This is a genomic window from Stenotrophomonas sp. GD03930 (assembly GCF_029839665.1).
In the GTDB taxonomy this organism is placed as follows: domain Bacteria; phylum Pseudomonadota; class Gammaproteobacteria; order Xanthomonadales; family Xanthomonadaceae; genus Stenotrophomonas; species Stenotrophomonas forensis.
Genome location: NZ_JAOCAV010000001.1, coordinates 40,160 through 61,979 on the forward strand (window position 1 = coordinate 40,160; position 21,820 = coordinate 61,979).

Genomic DNA, 21,820 nt, shown 5'->3' on the forward strand with positions numbered 1-21,820 from the left:
GATCAGGCCGCGCTGGCGCGCGCCTGCACACGCCATTCCCGTGGCGACTGCCCGGTGTGTGCCTTGAACGCGCGCGACAGGGCCGCCTCGCTGCCATAACCGACGTCATCGGCAATCCGCTTCAAGGGACGGCCCTGGCGCAGTGCCTGCTGGGCCAACCCCACCCGCCAGCCCTGCAGGTAGTGCCCCGGCGTAGTACCCATCGCCTCACGGAAACTGGCCGCGAATACGCTGCGCGACATGCCCGCCACATCGGCCAGGTCTTCCAGCGTCCACGCCTGTGCCGGCGCTGCGTGCATCGCCACCAGCGCCAACCGCAGACGTGGGTGGCCTAGCCCGGCGAACAGGCCACCGCGCATCTCGCCACCTTCCATCAGCTGGCGCAGTACCTGGATCATCACCACCTCGAACAGGCGGTTAACCATTGCCGCCCGCCCGCAGCGCTGCTCGAAGGCCTCTTCGAACAGCAGCTCCAGCGCGGCATGGCCGCCGTACAGGTCGGCCAGCGGCAGGCAGATGAAATCGGGCAGCGCAGCGCTGATTGGATTGAGCCGGCCGCCTTCGAAATGCAGGTTGGCGCAGGCCATGTCGGCGCCAAGCTGCGGGTCGGTAATGAACCGGTGGGGCATCGGCCGGGGGTACAGCAACAGGCTGGGAGCCTCGACCTGCACCGTCTGCTGGCCATGGCTGACCTGCAGCGGTCCCCGCCGCACCAGGTGCAGCTGGCCGGCCTCATCCTCGCCTTCCAGGGTATTGATGCCGCACAACGCGCCGGCATGGAACACCGAGGCGGTGACCGCGAAGCGTTCGAGCAGGATGGCGAGACGATCAACCATGACGGGACTCCAGATCAAGCGGCACTGCTTCAATACGACGGATCGTATCGGATTCACCACGTCATTGGGCGAACCGGCCGGCGGCCCTACCTGGAAGTGCCGCGAAGGCTGCATGGCCGTGACGACCGCGCGACCGACCGGCACTTCCCTGCGGCAATGCAGCGCGCGCAACACTCCCGGGGCATCTATGCTCGGCGCCATTCCCGGATGGAACGACCATGATGCGTTGCTTGCTTCGTTGCGCCATCGCTCTCGGCCTGCTGCTGCCGTCGACATCGTTGCTGGCCGCGCCAGCCACTGCACCACGCGCGCTCAGTGGCGAACTGCAGGGAGCGCCGTGGCGCCTGGACGTGCCGGCCAGCTGGAATGGCGACCTGGTGATGCTGGCGCATGGCTATGAGCCGGTGGGCGTGCCGCGCACCACACCGATGACCGCCAACGACAGCACCGCAACACTGCTGGCCGCCGGTTACGCCGTCGCGCAGAGCGCGTATTCCAGCCAAGGCTGGGCCGTGGCCGATGCGATCACCGACATGGAGCGCCTGCGCCAGCACGCGCTGGACGAACTCAAGCGCGTGCGCCACACCTGGCTGCTCGGGTTCTCGATGGGCGGCGCGGTGGCCATCGCCAGCCTCGAGCGATATCCGCAGCACTACGCCGGGGGCGCCTCGCTGTGCGGCGCCAACCTCAGTGGCGAGCAGATCGCCGCCGACCTGCTGACCACACTGGTCGCGTTCGATTACTTCTTCCCCGAAGCGGAAGGCCTGCCAGCTGCTGGGCTGGCCTCGGCGGAAGCGGCCGCGCTGCCACAGGCAGCCCTGTATCAAGGCATTGCCAGCGCGCTGCAGCGGGAACCGGAACATGCCGCCGTGCTGGCCAGGCAGTTGCAGGTCTCTACGGATGCGCTGGCCGGTACGATCAGCCTGCACGCACTGGTCCTGCACGAACTGGCCACGCGCAGTGGCGGCATGCCGGTGGGCAACACGGGGATGGTCTACCGTGGCTTCGGTGACGATACGGCGTTCAATGCCGGTGTGCAGCGTGTCGACGCCGTGCCTGCCGCGCAGGCCGATGTGCGCACGACGCTGGCACTGAGCGGCGCCTTGAAGCGCCCGCTGGTGATCCAGTTCAACCACAACGATCCCACCATCGTGCCGCGCATGCAGGCGGTGTATCCGCAGCTGGCCGAGCGCGCCGGCGCACGGCCCTTGCCGCAGGTGCTGCCTGCGGCGGGCGAAGGGCATTGCGGCTTCTCTGAAGCCGACGTGGTCGAAGCGTTGAAGGCTGCACAGCGGTGAAAACAACGCGTGTCGCGGAACGTCAAGACCGCGCTGGAAAGACTGCTCCTGCGGGAGCCGGCTCCGCCCGGTGCGGTGCCGAACGCTTACGATGCAGAGACCGGTGGAGTTCCTGCCGCCGCCCTTCCCTGCTGAAGCAACGCACCCGATGGCCTTCTTCAAACGACTGAGCGAAACCCGCTACCTGCCGACCGAACATACCGGCGGCGCCTGGAACATCCGCGAGCAGCACATCGCGCCGGCGATCGGCCTGCTCGCCCACCACCTGGAGCGTGATGCCGCGGCGCGGGGCCATGGCTTCCTGATCGCGCGCCTGTCCTACGACATCCTCGGCACCATTCCGATCGAAGCGATGGAGGCCGACGTACAGGTGCTGCGAAGCGGCCGCACCATCGAACTGGTCGAGGCCACGCTGCGGCATGACGATCGCCCGGCTCTGCGCGCGCGCGCCTGGTTGATGCGCCCGAATGACACCGAGGCCATCGCCGGCACGCCGATTCCAGGCATAACTCCACCGGAGTCGATGCCGGCATGGGACCCGGGCACGGTCTGGCCCGGTGGCTTCATCCAGAGCATCGAGATCCGTCGCCACGATCAGGGGCCCGGCCGCGCAACCTACTGGGCGCGCGCAACGCAGCCGCTGCTGGATAGCGAGACGGTCAGCCCATTGGCCCGCGCCGCGACGCTGTTCGACCTGTCCAACGGCATGGCGGTACGTGCCGATCCGAAGGAGGTGGCCTTCCCGAACCTGGATCTCACCGCTCACCTGTTCGGCGTGCCCGAAGGCGAGTGGCTGGGCTTCGACACGTCGGTGTCGTTCGGCCGCCAGGGCATCGGCCTGACCAGCACCGTGCTGCATGATGCACGCGGCCCGATCGGAACACTCGGCCAGGCGCTGACGGTGCGCCCGTAAATGCAATGGGCGGCGTCAGCCGCCCAGCGTACCCATGGTGAAGGTGTAACCCGAACTCATCAGGAACTCGCGCATGCGCATTTCCGCGCGGCGCGGCGAGGCCAGATTGGCCGGTGCGTACAGCGCGTAGACCACGCCCGCACCTTCGATGGCCTCGCGACGCACCCCGCAGTGCCGGGTCTCCGAAGCGATCACCCACCCATCCTTCAACCGGTCGGGCCCGATCGACTGGCCGTTCATCAGCCGGAACGTCAGCCAGCGTACTTCCGCAGCGGATTTGCTCATCGCCGGCATTCCGGCGGCGTATTGCGGTCCATCATGTCCTTGCTCGCCATTGCAGCTCCCTAAGACTTGGAACCTGACCATAGCGCCTCCCCATGTCGCGGTCGGATGAGACTGGCTGGTACAGCTCAGGTTGCCAGGCCGAACCGCTTCCACAGCGCCTCGCGCCCCGTCGGTGTCAGCCGAAGTTCGCGCCGACCTTCAACGCGCCGCAGCCAGTCATTCTTCACGAAGCTGTCCAGCATCGCCTCACCGACCAGCCCGGCCAGATGCGGGCGCCGCTCCGTGCAGTCCAGGCAGCCCCGGCAATAGCGTGCGGGCTTGCCGGTCGCGGGGCGCTGCAACACCTCGGCCAGCGGCTGGCCGAGTTGCGCCAGGAATACGGCGCCCTCTGCACTCACCCCCCAATGGTCCTCGAACGCAAGCAGGTGCCCGGCCTGCAGCAGGCATTCGGTAATGGCCACGGCATGTACACCGGCCAGGTGCCGGTAGCACGAGCGTGCCTTGCGCAACGCCGGCATGCTGCGCGACGCAGCAGCGGTGCAGGATGGCGTGCGGTCGGCAACCCGCAGGATACCTTCCAGCATGTCCGCGACCTCGGTGGACGCCAGCCGATGGTAGCGATGGCGGCCCTGCGGGATGGCGACCAGCAGATCGCCTTCGATCAGGCGACGCAGATGCGTGCTCGCCGTCTGCGGCGTCACCCCGGCCACACGTGCCAGTTCCATCGCGGTGTAGGCGCGGCCATCCATCAGCTGCAGCAGCATCGCGGCGCGTGCCTGGTCACCGACCAGGGCGCCGACACTGACAAGGGAACCGGGGGTGTGGACCATGCCGGCATTGTGGCATGCAAGGCCCGGCCGACAGTTCGATGCAGGCCGAAGCATCATCCGCCTTCCCCGGCGCACAGTGGCCGTCCCGTTTCACGCGAGAACTGCTGTGACCCGCCCTTCGATCCGACGCCGACGCATCACACCTTCGGTCCTGTACCCGGGAACGCCAGTCGTGTTGATGACCACGCTCAATCCCGATGGCAGCAGCAACATCAGCCCGCTCTCTTCGTTCTGGGCGCTGGGCAACCGGGTGGTGCTGGGCCTGGGAACGCAGGGCCAGGGCTATCGCAACCTTCAGCTGCGCAACGAGTGCGTGTTGAACTTCCCGTGCCACACCCAGGCTGCGCAGGTGGAAGCCATCGCACGCGCGACCGGGCGCGACCCGGTGCCCGATGCCAAGCAGGCGATGGGCTATGTGCATATCCGCGACAAATTCGCGCTGGGCGGATTCAGCGCCGTGCCGTCCGCTCAGGTGGCACCTGCGACCATTGCCGAATGCCCGCTGCAGGTGGAAGTCACGATGATGGCAATGCAGCCCCCAAGCGATGACGATGGGCAGGGCTTCGTGATTGCCGAGGGGCGGATCCGCTGCGTGCATGCCCATGAGGACATCACCCAGGCCGGCACGCAGCATATTGACGTGGCACGCTGGAAACCGCTGATCTATCTGTTCCGCCACTACCTGGGCGTCGGCGAACCCGTCGCGCGCAACTTCCGGGCGCAGACGCCGGAGCGGGCTCCGGCGTAGCGGGCGGATCAGCGCGTGGTCGCGGGCGTGTTGCTGAACGTGTCGCGCACCGAGCGCTCCCGTTCGCGGCGGGTCGCAGCGCACTGCTCGCGTGCGTTCGACATCTGGGTGTCCGCGGCAACCCGCTCCGCACTCATCGACTGCTGCAGGCTGGCGATCTGTGCACGAATGCCTGAATCCTGGGTGGCACCAGCGAGGTTGGTGCCGGCCGTAGCCAGTTGCCGGTTCAGTTCAGCGATCTGGCGGCCCACCTGTTGGCTGCGTGACTCCAACGGGCCGTAGATGCGGGAGCGCTCGCCCTGCACGCAGTTGCGCTCGGCGATACCGGCGTCCGCCAGCGCGGTGTTCTGGTACACGGCGGCGCGGTTCGACGCCTCCCCCGCAGATTCGGTCGAGGGACGGGTGGACCGCAGCTTCATCGGCTCAGCACCGGCCGCGCACGGATTCTGGCTGTACACCGTTTCCCCGGATGCGCCCTTGCATTTGTAGACCTGGGCCGACGCCAGCGGCGCGCTACCCGCCATCAGGGCTACCGCAAGCAGAATTCCCTTCATCCCTCACCTCTCCCTGGTTCGCAATGGATCACCAACGCACGATACGGCGGATCGGGGATGCCTGCACGTGCCGCCGGGCTGTCCTGGCATTTCGCAGGCCCCCTCGGCCGTCAGGCCAGTGCAATCCAGTACGACACCATGTCCACGTAGCGGCCATCGCGCTTCACCGCGCGCGGCTCGGTGCCGGATTCGATGAATCCCAGCGACGCGTACAGTCCGCGCGCGGCAGCGTTGTCTGCCAGCACCGTGAGGGTGAGCGACTCGATGTCCTCCGCGCGTGCGGCGGCAAATGCCCCAAGGAACAGCTGCCGGGCGATTCCGTGCCCACGATGCCCTGCGCTCACGTGGACGCTGTGAATTTCCGCCGTGTGCCGCCGTGACAAACGTACGGGCCGCACATAGCGCAGGAAGCCAACCAGCTGTGCCTGGTCAAAGGCGCCGAAGTAACGGGTATGGGCGTCATCGAGTTGAGTCCGCATCACCTGTGCGGTCTCACCGCTGGCCTCGGCCAGCGTGGAAAGGAACGCAGCGGGTGATTCACGCAGCACCTGCAGGCGGGCCGCCCACAGCGTGTCCGCGTCGTCGTGTTGCAGTGGCCGGATCAACATCCCAGGTTCCTGCAGGCGTTCATGCGCAGTGGTCAGCCTAGCAGTCCAGTCCCAGCGACGTACGTGAAGTTTGGCAGGGCCACGCCGCAGGTGCGCTACGCAGAAATAAAAAAGCCCTGACCGGAGTCAGGGCTTTTCAATTGGAGGCCTCAAGCGGAATCGAACCGCTGTAAACGGATTTGCAATCCGGTGCATAGCCACTCTGCCATGAGGCCAACGTACTGCGCGCCAGGAACGAAGCCCCTGACAAGACAAAACCCCAAGATGGGGCCTGTCGGAACATGGAGCGGGAAACGAGACTCGAACTCGCGACCTCAACCTTGGCAAGGTTGCGCTCTACCAACTGAGCTATTCCCGCGTAAGCCGACATGGTACCGGAAATCCGGGACACACACCAGCGATTTCACCTTTCTGACTGCGCGCAAAGCCTTGTGGCCCAACGTGCCCCGCCTTGCCGTGGCGGGAGAAAAACAAGGCCCCTACCGGGGCCCTGTAGAATCTGGAGCGGGAAACGAGACTCGAACTCGCGACCTCAACCTTGGCAAGGTTGCGCTCTACCAACTGAGCTATTCCCGCAGATTCTTCGACCTGCGTCGAAGGAGCGCTATTGTGTCCAAATTCCTTCACGTCGTCAACAGTCTTCACACGATGCGGTCACGGGCGTCCGCGCTGGGGTACGCTGCCCCGCCCAGTTGCTTTCGGCCATGTTCCTTCGCGGCAAGCCCCTGTTGATCGCCCTGCTGCTGCACCTGCTGGTGGCGCTGCTGTACTGGGTGCTGATTCCGCTGGGGATGAACACCTATCGCGACCATTTCGGATTCACCTCCCATCGCGACATCGGCCTGGGCATCGCCCAGTTCCACCTGTTCTGGATGTTCCTTGCCGCCCAGCCATTGATCGCAGCCCTGCGGCCACTGTTCGCGAAGCTGCTGGTACTGGCGATCCCGCTGGCGTTCGCGACCTGGACGCTGATGCACAACCACCCGCTGCGCCTGCTGTACTTCACCGTCGGCCCCGGCCTGCTGGCACTGGCCGCCATCGCGGTAAGCCTGCGCTGTTCGCCTGTCGGAACCTCACGCCCCATCACGGACATCGCCGATGCCTAGACGCTACGTCCGCCTGTTCTGGCTGCTGGTCTCGCTCACCTGGCTGGCGCTGATCGCCGCGCTGGTCAATGCCGGCTTCACCCCGGACTACTGGCTGCTGCATCACCTCGAAGGCATCGAGCCGCGCTACCCCACCAGCAGCGTCATCGTGTTCGCGCTGCTGGGAACGGTGGAGCTGGTGGTGACCGCACTCATCGTGCGGCCCTGGAAACTGAAGCGGCTGTGGCTGCGCCTGCTGATCGCCTTCGCCCTGCTGCTGGCGTGGTCGGTGCCGTGGATGTTGTCGGCGATGCACCAGCCGCCCGTGCACGGCATGCATCTGCTGTGGTTGCTGCTGCTGGACGTGGGGCTGCTGCTGGCACTGTGCGGGGTGTCGCTGGTCAGCGTCCTCGGACGCCTTTCCACCAGGAAGAAGGCCCGGATTGCGGTTCCGTAAGGCAATGGCTTCGAGTGCTTTGACGTTTCATCTTTCGGACCTTTTGCATGGATAGCGGCAGTCCAATCCAGGAAGGTTGAAGATCCTCCAGCAATGACCGCCTGAATCGTGCCCTTGCCCCTCGTATTCCGCGCCTTCCCAGCCTTCTGGATGTTCGCGTTCCTCATCTGGCTGCTGCTGGTTTCCGCACTCATCCATGCCGGCTTCCAGCCGGATCATTGGCAGCAGCCTGACACCGTGTACGGGGTGGTGCCGTATCCCACAGGATCCGTCATTTCCTTCGCATTGATCATCCTGGCTGAGATCGTTGCAATGGGCCTGATCGTGCAGCCATGGAGGTTCGGACGCCTGTGGCTGCGAATGCAGCTTGGCATCTTTCCATGGCTGGCCTGGACGGCCTACTGGGGCGCGATCTCCATGCATCAATCACCCGTACGCGGCGTACATCTGCTCTGGTTGATTGCCGCCAGCGCCATCCTACTGCTTGCGCTGTTCGTGATCGTGCCGGCCTCGCTGTGGCCGCGCCTACGCCGCTGGCTCGGGAGCTGAGGCCGACGCCTACTTCCGGAACTCCACCCGCACATGCTGGCCGAAGCGCGCCTTGGCCGCGCCGTCGAACTCCAACACGCACTCCACCACCTTGGCCACGCCGCGCCCGGCGTCTTCGGGAAGGCGCGCCTGCGCGAACACCGGGCTGATCCGCACCACGCGTGCGGACGGCAGCGTACTCGTGTTCTCGGCACCATCACTGTCCGGCACCACGGTGGCCTTCATGCCCACCTGCACGGCATCGGCATAGGCGGCGCTCAGCTCTGCACGCACCTGCAGCGGGCGCGCCGGCAGCAGCGAGATCGCTGGCTTGCCCGCCTGCACGAAGGCGCCGAGGCCCGGCACCTGGCCGACCACGGTGCCGGCTTCGGGCGCGCTCAACGACATCTGCTGCAGTTTCAGTCTGGCGTGTTCCAGCTTGTGCTGGGCCATGTCGACCTGCGCGCCGGCCACGTCGACGTCGGCACGCACGCCGGCCAGCTGCTGCCTGGCCGCGTCGGCCTGCTGATTGGACGACACGCCTTCGCTGGCGCCGGTAGACAGGCGGGCAGCATTGCGCTCCAGTTCGCGCAGCTGCGCCTGGCTGCCCTTCAGCCGGTCATTGGCCAGCGCGAGATCGGCGGTGGCCATCGCCACCTCCTGCTGCAGCAGCGCACCGTCCAGCGACAGCAGCAACTGCCCCTTCTTCACCGTGGCGCCCTCCTTCACCGGCGCGGCGGTGATCGATCCATCCACCGGCGGCGCCAATGCGATCAGCCCGCCCTCGACATCGATGATGCCGCGCGCCACCGCGACCTTGCCGGCGGTGGCAGTGCTTGCTTTACCTGCAGGTGCCTGGGCGGGCGCGTCTTTGGAACAGGCGCCAAGCAGCAATGCCGCGGACAGGGCCAGGCTGAGGGGGAGCAGGTGCGACGTCTTGGTCATGGGGCGGACTCTACAGTTTCGTTCTGGCGGCGGTCATCACGGACCATGCCGTCTTCCATGGCGATCACCCGATCGGCATGCCGGATCAGGCGCGGATCGTGGCTCACGCACAGCACGGTGGCGCCATGCGCACGTGCGTAGCGATGCAGAATGTCGATCACGCGCTGGCCGTTCTCGGCGTCCAGCGCGCTGGTGGGTTCATCGGCGAAGATCAGCGTCGGTGATTTGGCGAAGGCGCGGGCGACGGCCACGCGCTGCTTCTCGCCGCCGGACAACTGCGCCGGGCGCATATGGCTGCGATGGATCAAGCCGACTTCTTCCAGCGCCCTGCGCGCCAGCGGCTCGCTTTCGCGATTGCTCATGCCACGGTAGCCCAGCGGCAGCTGCACCTGCTCAAGCGCGGTCAGCGCCGGGAACAGGTTGAAGCCCTGGAACACAAAGCCGACATGGTGCAGGCGGAAACGCTCGACCTCGCTGCGGGTCATGTGACCCACATCCTGGCCCAGCGCATGCACGCGGCCACCATCGGGTGAAGACAGGCCGGACAGCAGCGACAACAGCGTGCTCTTGCCGCAGCCGGACGGGCCCGACACCAGGGTCAGCTCGCCGGGGTAGATGTCCAGCGACAGGCCGCGCAGCACCGGTACCTGCACATCGCCGGACATGAAGCCCTTTTCCAGTGCGTCGGCCTGCAGGGTCGGGGCGACGGCGGGTGTGGAAGTCATCGGCCGGTCCTCAACGCAGCAGCAACGATGGATCGGAGCGGACCACGCTGCGGACCGCCATGATGCTGGACAGCATGGCCATCACCGCAACCAGCGCCACGCAGCCGATGATGACCATCGGCGTCAGCTGCACCGGCACGCGCTGGGTCTGCGCGATCAACAGCACGACGGTGCTGAACGCCGCCGCCAGCAACATGCCGACCCCACCGATCAGCAGCGCCTGCTCGAACACGACCCGCGCCAGCGCGTAGCGGCCGGCTCCAAGCGCATTGAGCGTGGCGTATTCGCGCACCGAGCCGGCCACCACCGAAGCAAACGACTGGTTGGTGATCACCGCGCCGACGAAGCAGACGATGACCGCCATGAACAACACCGCGATGCCGGCGCCGGTATCGAACAGCCAGTACTGCTGCGAGCGGCTGGCAAACTCGGGCGCCGTCCAGAACTCGACCGGCGTGGCCTGGCCCATCGACGCGGCCAGACGATCGCGCACGCGGTCGGCCAGCTCCGGCGAACGCAGGCCCGCCACGAAATAGGTACTGCCTTCATGCGGGTCGGTACCGGCAATGGCACGCGCGGTATCCAGCGACGCCAGCACGTTGACGCCGCCAAGGCCGCGCAGCCCCGGCTGTGCGGCAACCACGCGCACCGCCTTGCCGTTGATCCAGGCACGGTTGTCCTGCAGGTCCACGCCCAGCGTATCCAGATCGGCACTGTCGACGATCACCGCGCCCGGCTCGCGCAGCTGCGCGCGCAGGTCGGCCGGCAGGATGCGCGCGAACATCATCGCGTCATCCTGGGTGGAGATACCGGACAGGTAGACCGACACGTTACCGGTACCCTGCGCGCTGGAGCGCCATTCGCCATCGACCCATTCGTAGGGTTCGACGCGGGTGACATCCGGGTCCATGCGCAGGTGGCTTTCCACGTCCGCGCTGATTGCATGGCCGTAGTTGACGCTCTGGGTGCCGGGGAAACCGGCCCAGATGTCGGCCGAGGATGCCTTCACATAGATCGCGGCGGTACCGAAGATGCCCAGCACCAGCGCCGCCTGCACGATCAGCAGCACGCCGGCGAAGCACATCGCCAGCACCACCGGCAGGAACCGGCGCCACTCATAGGCCAGGGTTTTCCGCGCCAGCGCGATCATTGCGGTTCGCCCTCGCCCTCGACGGGCAGCGGCGCGCCGCCAAGTGCGCGATACAGGGAGGCGAATGCCAGCACGCGCGCGCCCTGTGCACCGATCAGATCGGCCTGCGAAGACAACGCAGCGCGCTGGGTGTCGAGGCCATCGAATTCGCTGGACAGGCCCAACTGCACCTGCCGCGCCTGGCGCTTGACCTGCTGGCCGGCGGCATCATTGGCCGCACGCAGCGACTGGATGCTGCTGTCCTGGCGTGCCAGGCTGCCCAGTGCGCCCTCCACTTCGCTCACCCCTTCCAGCACCGCCTTGCGGTAGCCGAGCAGCGCGGCATCCAGCTGTTTCTCATCGGCATGGAACCGCGCGCGGCGCTGGCCCCAATCCCACAGCGGAATATCGATGTACGGGCCGATGGAGGGACTGGAATCGGAATTGGAGCGGGCGTTCTGGGTGAGGTTGTAGGCGTACAGGATCGAACCGCCGAGGCTGACCCGCGGATACATCGCGGCACGCGCGGAACCCTTGCTTGCCGCAGCCTGCATCACTTCCGATTCGGCCAGCAGGATCTGCGGACGGTGACGCAGCAGGTCGGCCGGCACCTGCTGCAGCGAGAATGCGCCCAGCTTCGGCGGCGTGCGATACGCACGCCAGGCCGGGTCCGGGCCATCGCGGCCCAGCAGCAGGGCCAATGCACGGGCGGCATTGTCCGCATTCTCGCTGGCCTGCGCCGTGGCCGCGCGGGTGGCTGCCTGGCGAGCCCGCAGCCGATCAAGTTCGCCTGGCTCATCCAGGCGCAGGCGCTGGCGAACCAGCGCCAACTGCTCGCCGCGATCATCCACCGCCTGCTGCCGGGCCAGCAGGTCCTGCTGGGCCTGCGCCACGGTCAGATCCAGGTAGCTGCGCACCACGTCGGCGATCACCGCAACCTGCGCAGCACTGCGCAGCGCCTCGGCATTGCCTGCCGAAGCCTGCGCGCTCAACTGCGCACTCTCGGCGGCACCGAACAGGCCCAGGTCCCAGATCGCTTCAATGCCCGCATGGAAGTAGGTATCGACGGCGGCGGCGTCCTGCACCTGCTTGGCGCTGGCCGAGATCTCCGGCAGGAAGCGCGAGTCCGACGTGCCGGCGACGATCCGCACCGCCTGCAGGCGCAGCGTGGCCTGCTGCAGGTCGAGGTTGCCGGCAATGGCCTGGTTCACCAGGCCATCCAGCGCCGGGTCGGCCAGCACCTTCCACCATTGCCTGGCGTCCACCGCCACGCCCTGCCCCTGTGGCAGCTGGGCCCAGGCGCTGGGCGTGCGGTCGGGCAGGTCCGGCACCGGCACCGACATGCAACCCGCCAGGGCCAGGCTGGCCAGCAGTGCGCCGGGGCGCAGCACCGCCTGCAGGGAAGATCCGCGCCCGGTCCTGGGCACTGCCACTGGAGTGATACGCCTGACCACCAGCCCGCCAACGTGTAGAAGGAGCATGAAGGCTACCGTGCGATTGTGGAGCGAACATGGAGAATTGGTCCGAAAAACGTCACAGCACGCGTGCGGTTCAGGCAACGCTGATGCTGGCCTTTCGCCAGCCTTTCAGCACGCGCGACGCGCAGAACGCTGGTGCAGATTCCAAGCCATTGAACCCTGCTGCCACCCACCCCCGAGCCTTGCACCCGCGATCGTCCCCACGACCGCATGCCCCGCCATTCCGATTGCGACACTGATGTCGGGATCATCCCGCAGGCGCACTGATACCACGCCCTCCATGAAGATGCCGTGGCGCGGCTGTGGCGACTGCAGCTGCCAGCATCGCGACAAACGAAAAAACGCCCCCTTGCGGGAGCGTTTTTCCTGAATCTGGAGCGGGAAACGAGACTCGAACTCGCGACCTCAACCTTGGCAAGGTTGCGCTCTACCAACTGAGCTATTCCCGCAGATTTCGTTCGACCTGCGTCGAAGGAGCGCTATTGTGTCGATATTGCTGCACGGCGTCAACAGGAATTTTCACGTGGCGTAAGCGGCCTGGCTTGGGCGCCCCGGCCTGCTCCCTTCACGTGCGAAGACCGCGACGGTGGAAGTAGATCTGCTCGGCGAGGCGCCGCGTGGCTGCCGTATGCAGCAGTACGTTGAGGGGCCAATCGGCCTGCAGATGATCCATCGCCCAGCGCAGCAGGCGCTTGCCATGGAACGCCGGCGCCACCTGCCGCGCCACATGCTCCGGCTGTGGGCCGGTGCCGCGCAGATGCCGGCCAATGGCATCGCCCACGGCCCAGCCATGCCGCCACGAGGAGTGGATACCGCCGGCCGAGAGCGGCGAGACGATGCCCGCGGCGTCGCCGGTCAGGATCACGCCAGGGCCGGTGATCGGGCCTTCCGGCCGGCCGCACGGCACCAACCCGGCGCGGGTGGCCGAAGGCCGCGCGGCGGGCGGAATGCCGACCACATCGCGCACGTGCCCAAGGAAGCCATCGATATCCGGCGGCCGCACCTGTGCCGGGTCATGGCGCAGTGCCAGGCCCACCTGCAGGCCCGTCGGATTCTGTGCGACCCAGCCGATATAGCCCGGTGCGAAGCGCTTGCTGACGAAGCAATGCAATGCATCGCCCTGCGGCAATTGCAGGCCAGCGAACTCGCGTTCGACGCCGTAAAGGTTGTCACGCACCCGACCGAGGCCGGTGCGCTGGGCCACGCGCGAACGCGCGCCATCGGCACCGACCAGATAGGCGCAGCGCCCCACTCCTTCCACATCCCAACCTTCGCCACTGCGGCGGGCACCGGCGAAGGACTGTTGCAGGTGCAGGTCCACGCCGTTTGCACGCAGTTCGCTGGCCAGCCAGCGCATCAGGTTCGGCGTATCGGTGGTGAGGAAGTAGTAGCCGGGTGCAGTCAGCAGCACGTTGCGCAGGTTGGGCGCGTACAGGCGCACATCCGCGACGCGTTGCAGCAGGTGCTCCGGCATACGCCCCAGCCACGTCTGTTCCATCGCTTCCTTCACCACGATGCCGGTGGTGTGCAGGCGCTCGCCGGGATCGGCCTTGCGTTCCAGCACGCGCACGCGCAGGCCGTACTGGGCAGCAGCCAGCGCACAGGCGGCACCGGCGAAACCGGCGCCGACGATGACCACGTCCTGGTCGTAAGCGGAGGGAATGTGGGGCATTGCTGCAAGGCCTGCTGGAAATCAGGGATGCAGCTTCAAGCCAGCGCATGGCGGGGCGATGGGGTGACGGTGAAGTGGGGATGAAGCGGTGCTTTGCACGTGCTGCGCCATGAGGAGCACCACGCCCTTCAGGGAGCGGTGCTTGCAGAACGTCCTGGCGCTGTCAGGCAACCACGATGCGAAGCGGGTCGGCCAACGCCAGGATCTCCGCACGCTCACCACTGGGCGGATAGATCCATTCGGTGTTGATGCGGGTCTTCAGCGCCTTGGCCTCCGCACCGAAAAGCACCACCTGGCGGTCCCAGCCCTCGGTGTAGACGGCGCCCCACGGCCCCAGGTCCAGGCAGGTCACGTACTTGGGCTGCGCGTAGGGAATCATCGCCTCCCCGATCAGGTCGGCGGCCGCATTATGGCCGGCCGAGCGTCCCAGGTTCATCGCGTGCTGGCAGGACATCATCGCTACGTTGCCATCGTCGTCCGTGGCGGCGTGCGCGCAGTCGCCAGTGGCGAATACCGCGTCGACACCCGTCGCCTTGAGGGTGCGATCGACGTGCAGGCGACCCACGGCGTCGTGCTGGCCGGGGATCTGTGCGGCCAAGGTGCTGGCACGTGCACCGGCCGTCCAGATGACGGTCGCGGCGTCGATGCGTTCACCGTTCTCGAGGGTCACGCCTTCGGCATCCACGTGGGCCACGCCCGAACCCAGCCGCCACGACACGCCCAGCTCGGTCAGGGCCTGGGTGATGACCGGCCGTGGGCCTTCGCCGAGGTCCGGACCCAAGGCCTCGGCACGCTCGACCATGATGACGTTCACTGCGGCATCGGCACCGAGCACGTCGCGCAGGCGGTCCGGCATCTCGGCTGCGGTTTCGATACCGGTGAAGCCGGCACCCGCGATCACCACCGTGTTGCGTCCTGCGTTTTCGGGGCGATCGGCAAGATGCTCCAGGTGCACCTGCAATCGCGCCGCGTCGGCGATCTGATCGACATTGAAGGCGTGCTGCTGCAGGCCCGGAATCGGCGGGCAGTTCAGGCGGCTGCCGGCGGCCAGCACCAGGCGATCGTAGTGCAGCGTCTGCGATGCGGCATCCGCACCATGGCCCACCACCTGCACCTGCTGGTTGGCAACATCGATGTGCTCGACGCGGCCGGCAAGGTAGTGCACGCCGACGGCATCGAAGATCGGCTGCAGCGGGGCCTTCATGCGCTCCGGCCCCTTTTCGTACAGGCGTGGGCGCACATGCAGCTCAGGGGACGGCGCTACCAGCACGATCTGCACATCATGGCGCGCGGCCTGATCGAGAAGACGGGCGGCGGCCAGCGCGCTCCACATGCCGGCAAAGCCGGCGCCGATGACAACAATGCGTTTGGACACGGAGGTAAGTCCTTCTGGGAAATGAGATTCAGGCACCCATGCGCGTGGATGGCAGGGGCGTGAGTGATGTGGTGCGCCGGCACGCCACATAACGCGGATCATATGAGTCCGCGTTATGTGACGCAAGCAGTCGATGGCGGACCGTTCAGGCCAGCACGCCCCTGCCGTGCGCGTTCCCCCAGCCACAACGCCAATGAAATCAATGCCCTGCATGGGGCACTACTCGCTTGCGGCCAGTAACTCAGGCCCCTATAGTCCGCGTTACATTTTTCTGGACCGGTCCCATGGCCCACATCGGAACGGGCGTCGAGTACGCCCTGCACTGCCTGCTCTGGCTGGTCCCGCCGCTGGAACAGCGGCCCAGCAGCCGCGACCTGGCCGAACTGCAGGGCGTGCCGGCAGCCTTCATGGCGAAGATCTTTCCGAAGCTGGAGAAAGCCGGCATCGTCGAGTCCACCGGCGGCATCCGCGGCGGCTACCAGTTGGCGCGTGCGCCCGAGGACATCAGCGTGCTGGATGTGGTCGACGCCGTTGAGGGACAGAAGGCGCTGTTCGACTGCCAGGAGATCCGCGGGCGCTGCGCGCTGTTCGATGGCAACCCACCGCGCTGGGCCAACCGCGGCGTGTGCGGCATCCACGCGGTGATGATCAATGCGCAGAAGGCCATGCGCGAAGAACTGGCGCGTTCCAGCCTGGCGTCGATTGCCGAGGGCGTGCAGGGCAAGGGACGCCCGCCGAGCTTTGCAGGCGATGTGCAGGACTGGTTTGCCGACCGCCAGATTGCACGCGAAGAAGCGCGCATCACCGGCATGCGCGCACGCACGTCGGCACAGGACGATGATTGATCGCAGTGGCGCGCACGCAAACGAAAAACGCCCCCTTGCGGGAGCGTTCTTCTTGAATCTGGAGCGGGAAACGAGACTCGAACTCGCGACCTCAACCTTGGCAAGGTTGCGCTCTACCAACTGAGCTATTCCCGCTTGGGAGGCGAAATTCTACCTGTTCCAGGAATGGCGTCAAGCGGTTTTTTTGGCGTATGCGAGGCACCTGGCAGTGCGTATCCACGCCTGGCATGGATGCAGCATTTCCAGTAGATCCACGCCATGCGTGGATGTCGCGCCCGATCAACCGTTGCCCAGCTTCTTCTGGCGCGAACGTTCGCGTGCGGCGCGTTCGTCTTCGCGCAGGCTTGGCCAGGCGGCGTGCAGGTACTGCAGGCCCGACCACAGCGTCAGCACCGCCGCAATCGCCAGGGTCCAGTCGCCGATGTGGAACACCGGCCAGCCCATCCAGATGTCTTCCACTGGCACGTTCGGTGCCACCGAATAGAGCAGGCACAGCAGCGCGACCATCTGCGCGGTGGTCTTGACCTTGCCGATCATCGCCACGCGCACCTTGGCACGCTGGCCCAGCTCCGCCATCCACTCGCGCAGCGCCGACACCGCGATCTCACGGCCGACGATCACCGCCGCCCAGAACGCCATCCACGGCGTCGGGTGGCCCTGCACGATCAGGAACAGCGCCACCGCCACCATCAGCTTGTCCGCGACCGGGTCGAGGAAGGCGCCGAACGCCGATTCCAGCTGGTAACGGCGGGCAATCCAGCCATCGAGCCAGTCGGTGATCGCGGCCAGGCCGAAGATCGCCGCCGAAGCGAAGTTGGTCCAGGTGTAGGGCAGGTAGAACACCAGCACCAGCACCGGGATCATCACGATCCGCAACAACGTCAGCCAGGTGGGGAGGGTCAACTTCATGGCGTGCGTGCTTCTCTCTCTACTCGGCCGCATCGGGCGTGGCCAACCCGTGCAGGTTAGCGTAGATACGCGCCGCGAGGGCGTCATTGATGCCTTCCACCTTGGCGATTTCCGCTTCGCCGGCGGCTTTCAGGCCCACAAGGCCACCGAAATGCTTGAGCAGGCTGGCACGGCGACGCGGCCCGATGCCGGGGATGTCCTCCAGCTTGCTGGTCATCCGCGCCTTCTGCCGGCGACCGCGATGGCCGGTGATGGCGAAGCGGTGCGCCTCGTCGCGCACCTGCTGGATGAACTGCAGCGCCGGATTGGCCGCACCCGGCCGCAGTTCGCGCCCATCTGGCATCACCAGCGCTTCGTGGCCGGCGCGGCGTTCCACGCCCTTGGCCACACCTACCAGCAGCACCCCTTCCACGCCGAGGTCGGCCAGCGCGGCCTGGGCCTGCGCCAACTGGCCGGCGCCACCGTCGATCAGCAGTACGTCCGGCAGCACGCCCTGCTCTTCCACGGCACGGCGGAAGCGGCGGTCGATGGCCTGGCGCATGGCGGCGTAGTCATCGCCCGGCTCGATACCGCTGATGTTGAAGCGGCGATACTGCGCGCGCACCGGCCCAGCAGCATCGAACACCACGCAGGAGGCCACGGTGGCTTCGCCGAGGGTATGACTGATGTCGAAGCACTCGACCCGCTTGACCGGCTCGGCCAGGCCCAGCATGTCGCGCAACGCGTCGCTGCGCGCGTGCTGCGCGTTGCGGCTGTTGAGTTCGGTGGCCAGGGTCAGCTGCGCGTTGCGGCTGGCCAGTTCCACGTAGCCGGCACGCTCGCCACGCACGTTCCACTTCAGCTGCACCTTGCGTTCGGCCGAGGCCGACAGCGCGGCGACCAGCAGGTCGGCATCGGGAATCTCGCGATCCAGCAGGATCTCGCGCGGCGGCTCGAATTCGATGTAGTACTGCGAGACGAACGCGGCCAGCACTTCCTCGGGGCTTTCCTCGCCATTGGTGCGCGGGAAGAACGGACGGGTGCCCAGGTTGCGCCCATCACGGAACGCCAGCAGCAGCACACAGGCCTGCGAGCCCTGCATGGCCACCGCCAGCACGTCCAGGTCGGCGGCGCGGCCATCCACGTACTGACGGGTCTGCATGCTGCGCAGTGAGGAAATCAGGTCGCGCAGGCGTGCGGCCTGTTCGAATTCCAACGCCTCGCTGGCCACCTGCATCTGCTCGCCCAGCTCGCGGGTCAACTCATCGCTCTTGCCTTCCAGGAACAGCGCGGCACGACGCACCGACTCGGCATATTCGATGGGCGCCACCAGCTCCACGCAGGGCGCGCTGCAGCGACCGATCTGGTACTGCAGGCACGGTCGCGAACGATTGCGGAACACGCTGTCTTCGCAGCTGCGCAGCTTGAACAGCTTGTGCATCAGGTTGAGCGTCTCGCGTACCGCAGTGACACCCGGGTACGGCCCGAAATAGCGGCCGGGAATGGCACGCGGGCCGCGATGCAGCGCGATGCGCGGCCAGTCCTCGCGGGTCAGCAGCACATGCGGGTAGGTCTTGTCGTCGCGCAAGGAAACGTTGTAGCGCGGCGACAACGACTTGATCAGCTGGTTTTCCAGCAGGAGCGCCTCGGCTTCCGAGCGCGTGACAGTGACGTCCATGCGCGCGATCTGCGAGATCATCGACATGATCCGCGCGTTCTTCGGGCTGCCATTGAAATAGCTGCCGACGCGGTTGCGCAGTGCACGCGCCTTGCCCACGTACAGCAAGGTGTCGTCGGCCGCGTACATGCGGTACACGCCGGGTGCGGTGCTGAGATGGGCCGCGAAGGCCTTGCCATCAAAGGCCGGGGCGGGAACGTCGGTCATTCGCTGATCGGTACTTCGCTGAGCACGCCACTTTCAGGGTCCAGGCGCAGCACGGCGTGGGCATCGGTCTCGGCGATCCAGACCGCGCCGGCGCCCACCGCCAGCCCGGCCGGGCCCTGCAGGCGACGCGGCAGCGGCTGGGTGGTGAGTTCGCCGCCGCCCAGGCGAAGCGTGCGCAGGCGGCCATTGCCGGAGTCGGCGATCCACAGCAGCGGAGCGTCCGGACTCAAGGCAATCGCCTGCGGGAACTGCAGGCGGGCCTGCGCGCGCGGGCCATCCTCATTGCCGAAGCGCCAGGGCCCCTGCCCGACCAGCGTCTGCACCAGGTCGCCGCGCAACTGCAGCGCACGGATCGAGGACCCCAGCGCGTCGGCCACGTACAGCACCTGCTGCACCACCGCCAGCGCGCTGGGCTGGGCGAAGGCGGCCAGGTGGCCACTGCCGTCGCGCTCGTCGATGGCACCACTGCCGGCGCGCCACTGCAGGCTGCGCTGGCCCAGGTGATAGCTCCAGATGCGGTTGTCGCCGGCCATGGCGATATGCAGCTGGTTGTCGGCGATGGCCAGGCCGATCGGATGGTCCAGCGATACCTGCCGCGCCTGCGCAACCGGGCCCTCCACCGGCGCGCCGGGGCGGCCGTTGCCGCACAGCGTGTCGACGATGCCGGTGAGCAGGTTGATGCGTCGCACCGCATGGTTGCCGGTATCAGCCACGTACAGCGCGTCGCGTTCCAGGACCAGCGCCTGCGGTCGATGGAACGCCGCCTCGGCAAGGTTGCCATCCATGAAATCGGCGGTACCCAGCCCGAACTGGCGCAGGATGCGGCCACCATGGCTGCATTCGAGGATGCGGTGATGGCCGCTGTCGGCGATGTACAGGCGCTCGGTGCTGACGGCCAGCCCCAACGGAAAACGCAAGGCCTGGCGCGGCTCCGGATGCAGTTCGCTGCCTCCCCGCGGCGGCGCCGAAGGGGCGCCCTGGCACAGCGCGTTCAAGGCACGCTCAAGCTCACCGGGCGCGCCCTGCCCGACCAGCCGTTGCTGCTCGCGGCCCTGCGCGTCCAGCAGCACCATCGTTGGCCAGGCGTTGATGCCAAAGCGACGCCAGCCATCCCAGTCGGTATCCAGCAGCACCGGCATCGTCAGGCCCTGCCGGCGCAGCAGCTTCAATGCAGCCCCCGGGTCGCGCTCGAAATCAAAGCGCGGCACCTGCAGCACCAGCGGCTGCAGCTTGCCCGGGTGGCGTGACAGCCACTGGCCGAATTCGGCCAGCCGCTGCGCGCTCCAGGCGGAGGCGGCGTTGACGAACAACAGCGCCACCGGCCGACCGCGCAGCTCGGTCAGGGTGCAGGGGGTGGCATTGAGCCAGGTGGCGAACTCGGGCAGGTCCGGGACGGGCTGGACGTTCATGGCCCGATTATGCCGGAGTCGGCGTCATGCAACAGTCGTGCCACGGCACGTTCTGCCGCATTGTCGACCAGCGTCCAGACCTGTTCGAAGTGATCGTTGCCACCGGTGTAAGGGTCGGGGATCGCGACCCGACCCTGCCCGCCCGACCACGGCAGGTACAGCGCCAGCTGCTCGCGCTGGGCGGGTGCAGCCAGGCGACCGGCATCGCGCAGATTGGCTTCGTCGGCGCACAGGATCCAGTCGAAACGGTCGAAATCCACGGCCTGCAGCTGGCGTGCACGCAGGCCGCCAATGTCCACACCGTGCCCGGCCGCGCAGGCGATCGCGCGCCGGTCCGGTGGCTCACCGACGTGCCAGTCACCGGTACCGGCCGAATCGACCTGCACCCGCCCGGCCAGCGGCGAGGCGTCCAGGCGTGCGCGCAGCGCACCTTCGGCCATCGGCGAACGGCAGATGTTGCCGAGGCAGACGACCAGCAGTTTCATCACGCGCCCATCGCCTGCAGCAGCGCTTCGGCGCGCTCGAGGTCCTCGGGAGTATCGATGCCCGGCGGGAACGGTTCCGGCGAGATCGCCACGCTGATCGCATAGCCGGCCTCCAGCACCCGCAGCTGTTCCAGCGATTCGACCTGCTCCAGCTGGCCCGGCGGCATCGCCGCGAACTGCTGCAGGAAGCCGGCGCGATAGCCATAGATGCCGATATGGCGCAGCCAGGCATGGCCTTCCGGCAGGGTGTCGCGGCTGCGGGCGAAGCCATCGCGGTGCCAGGCGATCGGCGCACGGCTGAAGTACATCGCCTCGTTGCGCACGTTGCGCACCAGCTTGACCACGTTCGGGTCGAACAGGGTGTGCGCGTCCTCGACGGTGGTGGCCAGGGTCGACATCGGCGCATTGCCGCCGACCAGCGCGTCGGCCACTGCGCGGATACCGGCCGCAGGCGCGAACGGTTCATCGCCCTGCAGGTTCACCACCACGGTGTCATCGGCCCAGCCGGCAATGCGCGCGCACTCGGCCAGACGGTCGGTGCCGGACGCGTGCGACGTTGCGGTCATCGCCACCTTCACTTCAGCCAGCCCGGACAGCGTGTCGGCGATGCGCTGGTCGTCGGTGGCGACCCAGACCTCGCCAGCGCCCGCCTGCAGCGCGCGGCGCGCCACGTGCAGGACCAGCGGCTCACCGCCCAGCAGGCGCAGCGGCTTGCCCGGCAGCCGCGATGCGGCATAGCGGGCCGGGATGGCGACGACGAATTCGGTCATGCGGGCGGTACTCGGCAGGCTCGTTGCAACAGGAATGCGGCCGGCGGCAGCTGAATGCAAGCGCCGCCGCGC

General features: G+C 67.2%; 23 protein-coding genes and 5 tRNA genes. 7 read left to right on the forward strand and 21 right to left on the reverse strand.

Annotation, left to right across the window (positions count from 1 at the left end; all coding sequences use genetic code 11):
• Nucleotides 1–2 precede the first annotated feature (2 nt).
• Nucleotides 3–836, reverse strand: coding sequence for an AraC family transcriptional regulator (locus N5C18_RS00245; RefSeq protein ID WP_053449324.1), 834 nt, complete (start codon nucleotides 834–836; stop codon nucleotides 3–5).
• A 221-nt stretch (nucleotides 837–1,057) separates the two neighbouring features.
• Between N5C18_RS00245 and N5C18_RS00250 the strand changes: the two genes are divergently transcribed.
• On the forward strand, nucleotides 1,058–2,134 hold the full coding sequence (locus N5C18_RS00250; RefSeq protein ID WP_053511166.1) for a hypothetical protein: 1,077 nt from the start codon (nucleotides 1,058–1,060) through the stop codon (nucleotides 2,132–2,134).
• Between the two features lie 148 nt (nucleotides 2,135–2,282).
• Nucleotides 2,283–3,047, forward strand: a complete 765-nt coding sequence (locus tag N5C18_RS00255; protein ID WP_164240761.1) for a thioesterase family protein — start codon at nucleotides 2,283–2,285, stop codon at nucleotides 3,045–3,047.
• Nucleotides 3,048–3,062: 15 nt separating this feature from the next.
• On the opposite strand, the gene N5C18_RS00260 is transcribed toward N5C18_RS00255, so the two are convergent.
• Nucleotides 3,063–3,332, reverse strand: a complete 270-nt coding sequence (locus N5C18_RS00260; RefSeq protein WP_008267735.1) for a hypothetical protein — start codon at nucleotides 3,330–3,332, stop codon at nucleotides 3,063–3,065.
• Between the two features lie 125 nt (nucleotides 3,333–3,457).
• A complete protein-coding gene (locus tag N5C18_RS00265) occupies nucleotides 3,458–4,162 on the reverse strand; it encodes a winged helix-turn-helix domain-containing protein (protein WP_164240760.1) in 705 nt (234 codons plus the stop codon).
• Nucleotides 4,163–4,340: 178 nt separating this feature from the next.
• On the opposite strand from N5C18_RS00265, the gene N5C18_RS00270 reads away from it, so the two are divergent.
• On the forward strand, nucleotides 4,341–4,910 hold the full coding sequence (locus N5C18_RS00270) for a flavin reductase (RefSeq protein WP_230078961.1): 570 nt from the start codon (nucleotides 4,341–4,343) through the stop codon (nucleotides 4,908–4,910).
• 8 nt (nucleotides 4,911–4,918) lie between these two features.
• On the opposite strand, the gene N5C18_RS00275 is transcribed toward N5C18_RS00270, so the two are convergent.
• The 5 genes from N5C18_RS00275 to N5C18_RS00295 all read right to left on the reverse strand — a co-directional run bounded on the left by N5C18_RS00275 (nucleotide 4,919) and on the right by N5C18_RS00295 (nucleotide 6,648).
• On the reverse strand, nucleotides 4,919–5,464 hold the full coding sequence (locus tag N5C18_RS00275) for a DUF4124 domain-containing protein (protein ID WP_053449320.1): 546 nt from the start codon (nucleotides 5,462–5,464) through the stop codon (nucleotides 4,919–4,921).
• Nucleotides 5,465–5,574: 110 nt separating this feature from the next.
• The gene (locus N5C18_RS00280) at nucleotides 5,575–6,072 is read right to left on the reverse strand and encodes a GNAT family N-acetyltransferase (RefSeq protein WP_279943534.1); all 498 of its coding nucleotides are present in this window, start codon (nucleotides 6,070–6,072) and stop codon (nucleotides 5,575–5,577) included.
• A gap of 141 nt (nucleotides 6,073–6,213) precedes the next feature.
• Nucleotides 6,214–6,287 (reverse strand) — tRNA-Cys (locus tag N5C18_RS00285).
• Nucleotides 6,288–6,354: 67 nt separating this feature from the next.
• Nucleotides 6,355–6,430: transfer RNA gene (locus tag N5C18_RS00290), tRNA-Gly, on the reverse strand.
• A 142-nt stretch (nucleotides 6,431–6,572) separates the two neighbouring features.
• Nucleotides 6,573–6,648: transfer RNA gene (locus N5C18_RS00295), tRNA-Gly, on the reverse strand.
• 128 nt (nucleotides 6,649–6,776) lie between these two features.
• Here N5C18_RS00295 and N5C18_RS00300 point away from each other — a divergent pair.
• The 3 genes from N5C18_RS00300 to N5C18_RS00310 all read left to right on the forward strand — a co-directional run bounded on the left by N5C18_RS00300 (nucleotide 6,777) and on the right by N5C18_RS00310 (nucleotide 8,163).
• Nucleotides 6,777–7,178: a hypothetical protein gene (locus N5C18_RS00300; protein WP_279943535.1), complete on the forward strand. Its 402-nt coding sequence runs from the start codon at nucleotides 6,777–6,779 to the stop codon at nucleotides 7,176–7,178.
• Nucleotides 7,171–7,614: a hypothetical protein gene (locus N5C18_RS00305; protein ID WP_279943536.1), complete on the forward strand. Its 444-nt coding sequence runs from the start codon at nucleotides 7,171–7,173 to the stop codon at nucleotides 7,612–7,614. The genes N5C18_RS00300 and N5C18_RS00305 overlap by 8 nt, the downstream gene beginning before the upstream one ends.
• Nucleotides 7,615–7,728: 114 nt before the next feature.
• Complete coding sequence (locus N5C18_RS00310) at nucleotides 7,729–8,163, forward strand: hypothetical protein (protein ID WP_230079008.1); 435 nt, start codon at nucleotides 7,729–7,731, stop codon at nucleotides 8,161–8,163.
• A gap of 9 nt (nucleotides 8,164–8,172) precedes the next feature.
• On the opposite strand, the gene N5C18_RS00315 is transcribed toward N5C18_RS00310, so the two are convergent.
• The 7 genes from N5C18_RS00315 to N5C18_RS00345 all read right to left on the reverse strand — a co-directional run bounded on the left by N5C18_RS00315 (nucleotide 8,173) and on the right by N5C18_RS00345 (nucleotide 15,466).
• Complete coding sequence (locus N5C18_RS00315; RefSeq protein ID WP_279943537.1) at nucleotides 8,173–9,087, reverse strand: HlyD family efflux transporter periplasmic adaptor subunit; 915 nt, start codon at nucleotides 9,085–9,087, stop codon at nucleotides 8,173–8,175.
• Nucleotides 9,084–9,812 (reverse strand): ABC transporter ATP-binding protein, encoded by a 729-nt coding sequence (locus tag N5C18_RS00320; RefSeq protein WP_053512098.1) that lies wholly within the window; start codon nucleotides 9,810–9,812, stop codon nucleotides 9,084–9,086. The genes N5C18_RS00315 and N5C18_RS00320 overlap by 4 nt, the downstream gene beginning before the upstream one ends.
• Before the next feature lie 10 nt (nucleotides 9,813–9,822).
• Entirely contained in the window at nucleotides 9,823–10,962 is a 1,140-nt protein-coding gene (locus tag N5C18_RS00325; protein ID WP_053512099.1) for an ABC transporter permease, read from the reverse strand.
• Nucleotides 10,959–12,422, reverse strand: coding sequence for a TolC family protein (locus tag N5C18_RS00330; RefSeq protein WP_279943538.1), 1,464 nt, complete (start codon nucleotides 12,420–12,422; stop codon nucleotides 10,959–10,961). The genes N5C18_RS00325 and N5C18_RS00330 overlap by 4 nt, the downstream gene beginning before the upstream one ends.
• Nucleotides 12,423–12,792: 370 nt before the next feature.
• Nucleotides 12,793–12,868 (reverse strand) — tRNA-Gly (locus tag N5C18_RS00335).
• Nucleotides 12,869–12,984: 116 nt separating this feature from the next.
• A complete protein-coding gene (locus tag N5C18_RS00340; RefSeq protein WP_279943539.1) occupies nucleotides 12,985–14,091 on the reverse strand; it encodes an FAD-dependent oxidoreductase in 1,107 nt (368 codons plus the stop codon).
• Nucleotides 14,092–14,254: 163 nt separating this feature from the next.
• Nucleotides 14,255–15,466, reverse strand: coding sequence for an NAD(P)/FAD-dependent oxidoreductase (locus N5C18_RS00345; protein WP_053512157.1), 1,212 nt, complete (start codon nucleotides 15,464–15,466; stop codon nucleotides 14,255–14,257).
• Between the two features lie 284 nt (nucleotides 15,467–15,750).
• Here N5C18_RS00345 and N5C18_RS00350 point away from each other — a divergent pair, with 284 nt between their 5' ends.
• Nucleotides 15,751–16,311 carry an Rrf2 family transcriptional regulator gene (locus N5C18_RS00350; RefSeq protein WP_279943540.1) on the forward strand — a complete coding sequence of 187 codons (561 nt, stop codon included), beginning with the start codon at nucleotides 15,751–15,753 and terminating at the stop codon, nucleotides 16,309–16,311.
• Between the two features lie 59 nt (nucleotides 16,312–16,370).
• Here the strand turns inward: N5C18_RS00350 and N5C18_RS00355 are convergent.
• From N5C18_RS00355 to kdsB, 6 genes are all read right to left on the reverse strand, one after another.
• Nucleotides 16,371–16,446 (reverse strand) — tRNA-Gly (locus N5C18_RS00355).
• A gap of 144 nt (nucleotides 16,447–16,590) precedes the next feature.
• Nucleotides 16,591–17,220: a CDP-diacylglycerol--glycerol-3-phosphate 3-phosphatidyltransferase gene (pgsA, locus tag N5C18_RS00360; RefSeq protein WP_053449308.1), complete on the reverse strand. Its 630-nt coding sequence runs from the start codon at nucleotides 17,218–17,220 to the stop codon at nucleotides 16,591–16,593.
• Nucleotides 17,221–17,239: 19 nt separating this feature from the next.
• Complete coding sequence (gene uvrC, locus N5C18_RS00365; RefSeq protein ID WP_279943541.1) at nucleotides 17,240–19,084, reverse strand: excinuclease ABC subunit UvrC; 1,845 nt, start codon at nucleotides 19,082–19,084, stop codon at nucleotides 17,240–17,242.
• Nucleotides 19,081–20,493 (reverse strand): hypothetical protein, encoded by a 1,413-nt coding sequence (locus tag N5C18_RS00370; RefSeq protein ID WP_053511558.1) that lies wholly within the window; start codon nucleotides 20,491–20,493, stop codon nucleotides 19,081–19,083. The genes uvrC and N5C18_RS00370 overlap by 4 nt, the downstream gene beginning before the upstream one ends.
• Nucleotides 20,490–20,978: a low molecular weight protein-tyrosine-phosphatase gene (locus tag N5C18_RS00375; protein ID WP_053511559.1), complete on the reverse strand. Its 489-nt coding sequence runs from the start codon at nucleotides 20,976–20,978 to the stop codon at nucleotides 20,490–20,492. Before N5C18_RS00375 ends, N5C18_RS00370 begins: the two co-directional genes overlap by 4 nt.
• Nucleotides 20,978–21,748, reverse strand: a complete 771-nt coding sequence (gene kdsB / locus N5C18_RS00380; protein ID WP_279943542.1) for a 3-deoxy-manno-octulosonate cytidylyltransferase — start codon at nucleotides 21,746–21,748, stop codon at nucleotides 20,978–20,980. Before kdsB ends, N5C18_RS00375 begins: the two co-directional genes overlap by 1 nt.
• Nucleotides 21,749–21,820: the final 72 nt, after the last annotated feature.

What these genes read in the sequence shown, in the direction of transcription:
- N5C18_RS00245 (WP_053449324.1), bottom strand. Translation starts at nt 836, where the DNA reads ATGGTTGATCGTCTCGCCATCCTGCTCGAACGCTTCGCGGTCACCGCC.
- N5C18_RS00250 (WP_053511166.1), top strand. Translation starts at nt 1,058, where the DNA reads ATGCGTTGCTTGCTTCGTTGCGCCATCGCTCTCGGCCTGCTGCTGCCG.
- N5C18_RS00255 (WP_164240761.1), top strand. Translation starts at nt 2,283, where the DNA reads ATGGCCTTCTTCAAACGACTGAGCGAAACCCGCTACCTGCCGACCGAA.
- N5C18_RS00260 (WP_008267735.1), bottom strand. Translation starts at nt 3,332, where the DNA reads ATGAGCAAATCCGCTGCGGAAGTACGCTGGCTGACGTTCCGGCTGATG.
- N5C18_RS00265 (WP_164240760.1), bottom strand. Translation starts at nt 4,162, where the DNA reads ATGGTCCACACCCCCGGTTCCCTTGTCAGTGTCGGCGCCCTGGTCGGT.
- N5C18_RS00270 (WP_230078961.1), top strand. Translation starts at nt 4,341, where the DNA reads ATGACCACGCTCAATCCCGATGGCAGCAGCAACATCAGCCCGCTCTCT.
- N5C18_RS00275 (WP_053449320.1), bottom strand. Translation starts at nt 5,464, where the DNA reads ATGAAGGGAATTCTGCTTGCGGTAGCCCTGATGGCGGGTAGCGCGCCG.
- N5C18_RS00280 (WP_279943534.1), bottom strand. Translation starts at nt 6,072, where the DNA reads ATGTTGATCCGGCCACTGCAACACGACGACGCGGACACGCTGTGGGCG.
- N5C18_RS00300 (WP_279943535.1), top strand. Translation starts at nt 6,777, where the DNA reads ATGTTCCTTCGCGGCAAGCCCCTGTTGATCGCCCTGCTGCTGCACCTG.
- N5C18_RS00305 (WP_279943536.1), top strand. Translation starts at nt 7,171, where the DNA reads ATGCCTAGACGCTACGTCCGCCTGTTCTGGCTGCTGGTCTCGCTCACC.
- N5C18_RS00315 (WP_279943537.1), bottom strand. Translation starts at nt 9,087, where the DNA reads ATGACCAAGACGTCGCACCTGCTCCCCCTCAGCCTGGCCCTGTCCGCG.
- N5C18_RS00320 (WP_053512098.1), bottom strand. Translation starts at nt 9,812, where the DNA reads ATGACTTCCACACCCGCCGTCGCCCCGACCCTGCAGGCCGACGCACTG.
- N5C18_RS00325 (WP_053512099.1), bottom strand. Translation starts at nt 10,962, where the DNA reads ATGATCGCGCTGGCGCGGAAAACCCTGGCCTATGAGTGGCGCCGGTTC.
- N5C18_RS00330 (WP_279943538.1), bottom strand. Translation starts at nt 12,422, where the DNA reads ATGCTCCTTCTACACGTTGGCGGGCTGGTGGTCAGGCGTATCACTCCA.
- N5C18_RS00340 (WP_279943539.1), bottom strand. Translation starts at nt 14,091, where the DNA reads ATGCCCCACATTCCCTCCGCTTACGACCAGGACGTGGTCATCGTCGGC.
- N5C18_RS00350 (WP_279943540.1), top strand. Translation starts at nt 15,751, where the DNA reads ATGGCCCACATCGGAACGGGCGTCGAGTACGCCCTGCACTGCCTGCTC.
- pgsA (WP_053449308.1), bottom strand. Translation starts at nt 17,220, where the DNA reads ATGAAGTTGACCCTCCCCACCTGGCTGACGTTGTTGCGGATCGTGATG.
- uvrC (WP_279943541.1), bottom strand. Translation starts at nt 19,084, where the DNA reads ATGACCGACGTTCCCGCCCCGGCCTTTGATGGCAAGGCCTTCGCGGCC.
- N5C18_RS00370 (WP_053511558.1), bottom strand. Translation starts at nt 20,493, where the DNA reads ATGAACGTCCAGCCCGTCCCGGACCTGCCCGAGTTCGCCACCTGGCTC.
- N5C18_RS00375 (WP_053511559.1), bottom strand. Translation starts at nt 20,978, where the DNA reads ATGAAACTGCTGGTCGTCTGCCTCGGCAACATCTGCCGTTCGCCGATG.
- kdsB (WP_279943542.1), bottom strand. Translation starts at nt 21,748, where the DNA reads ATGACCGAATTCGTCGTCGCCATCCCGGCCCGCTATGCCGCATCGCGG.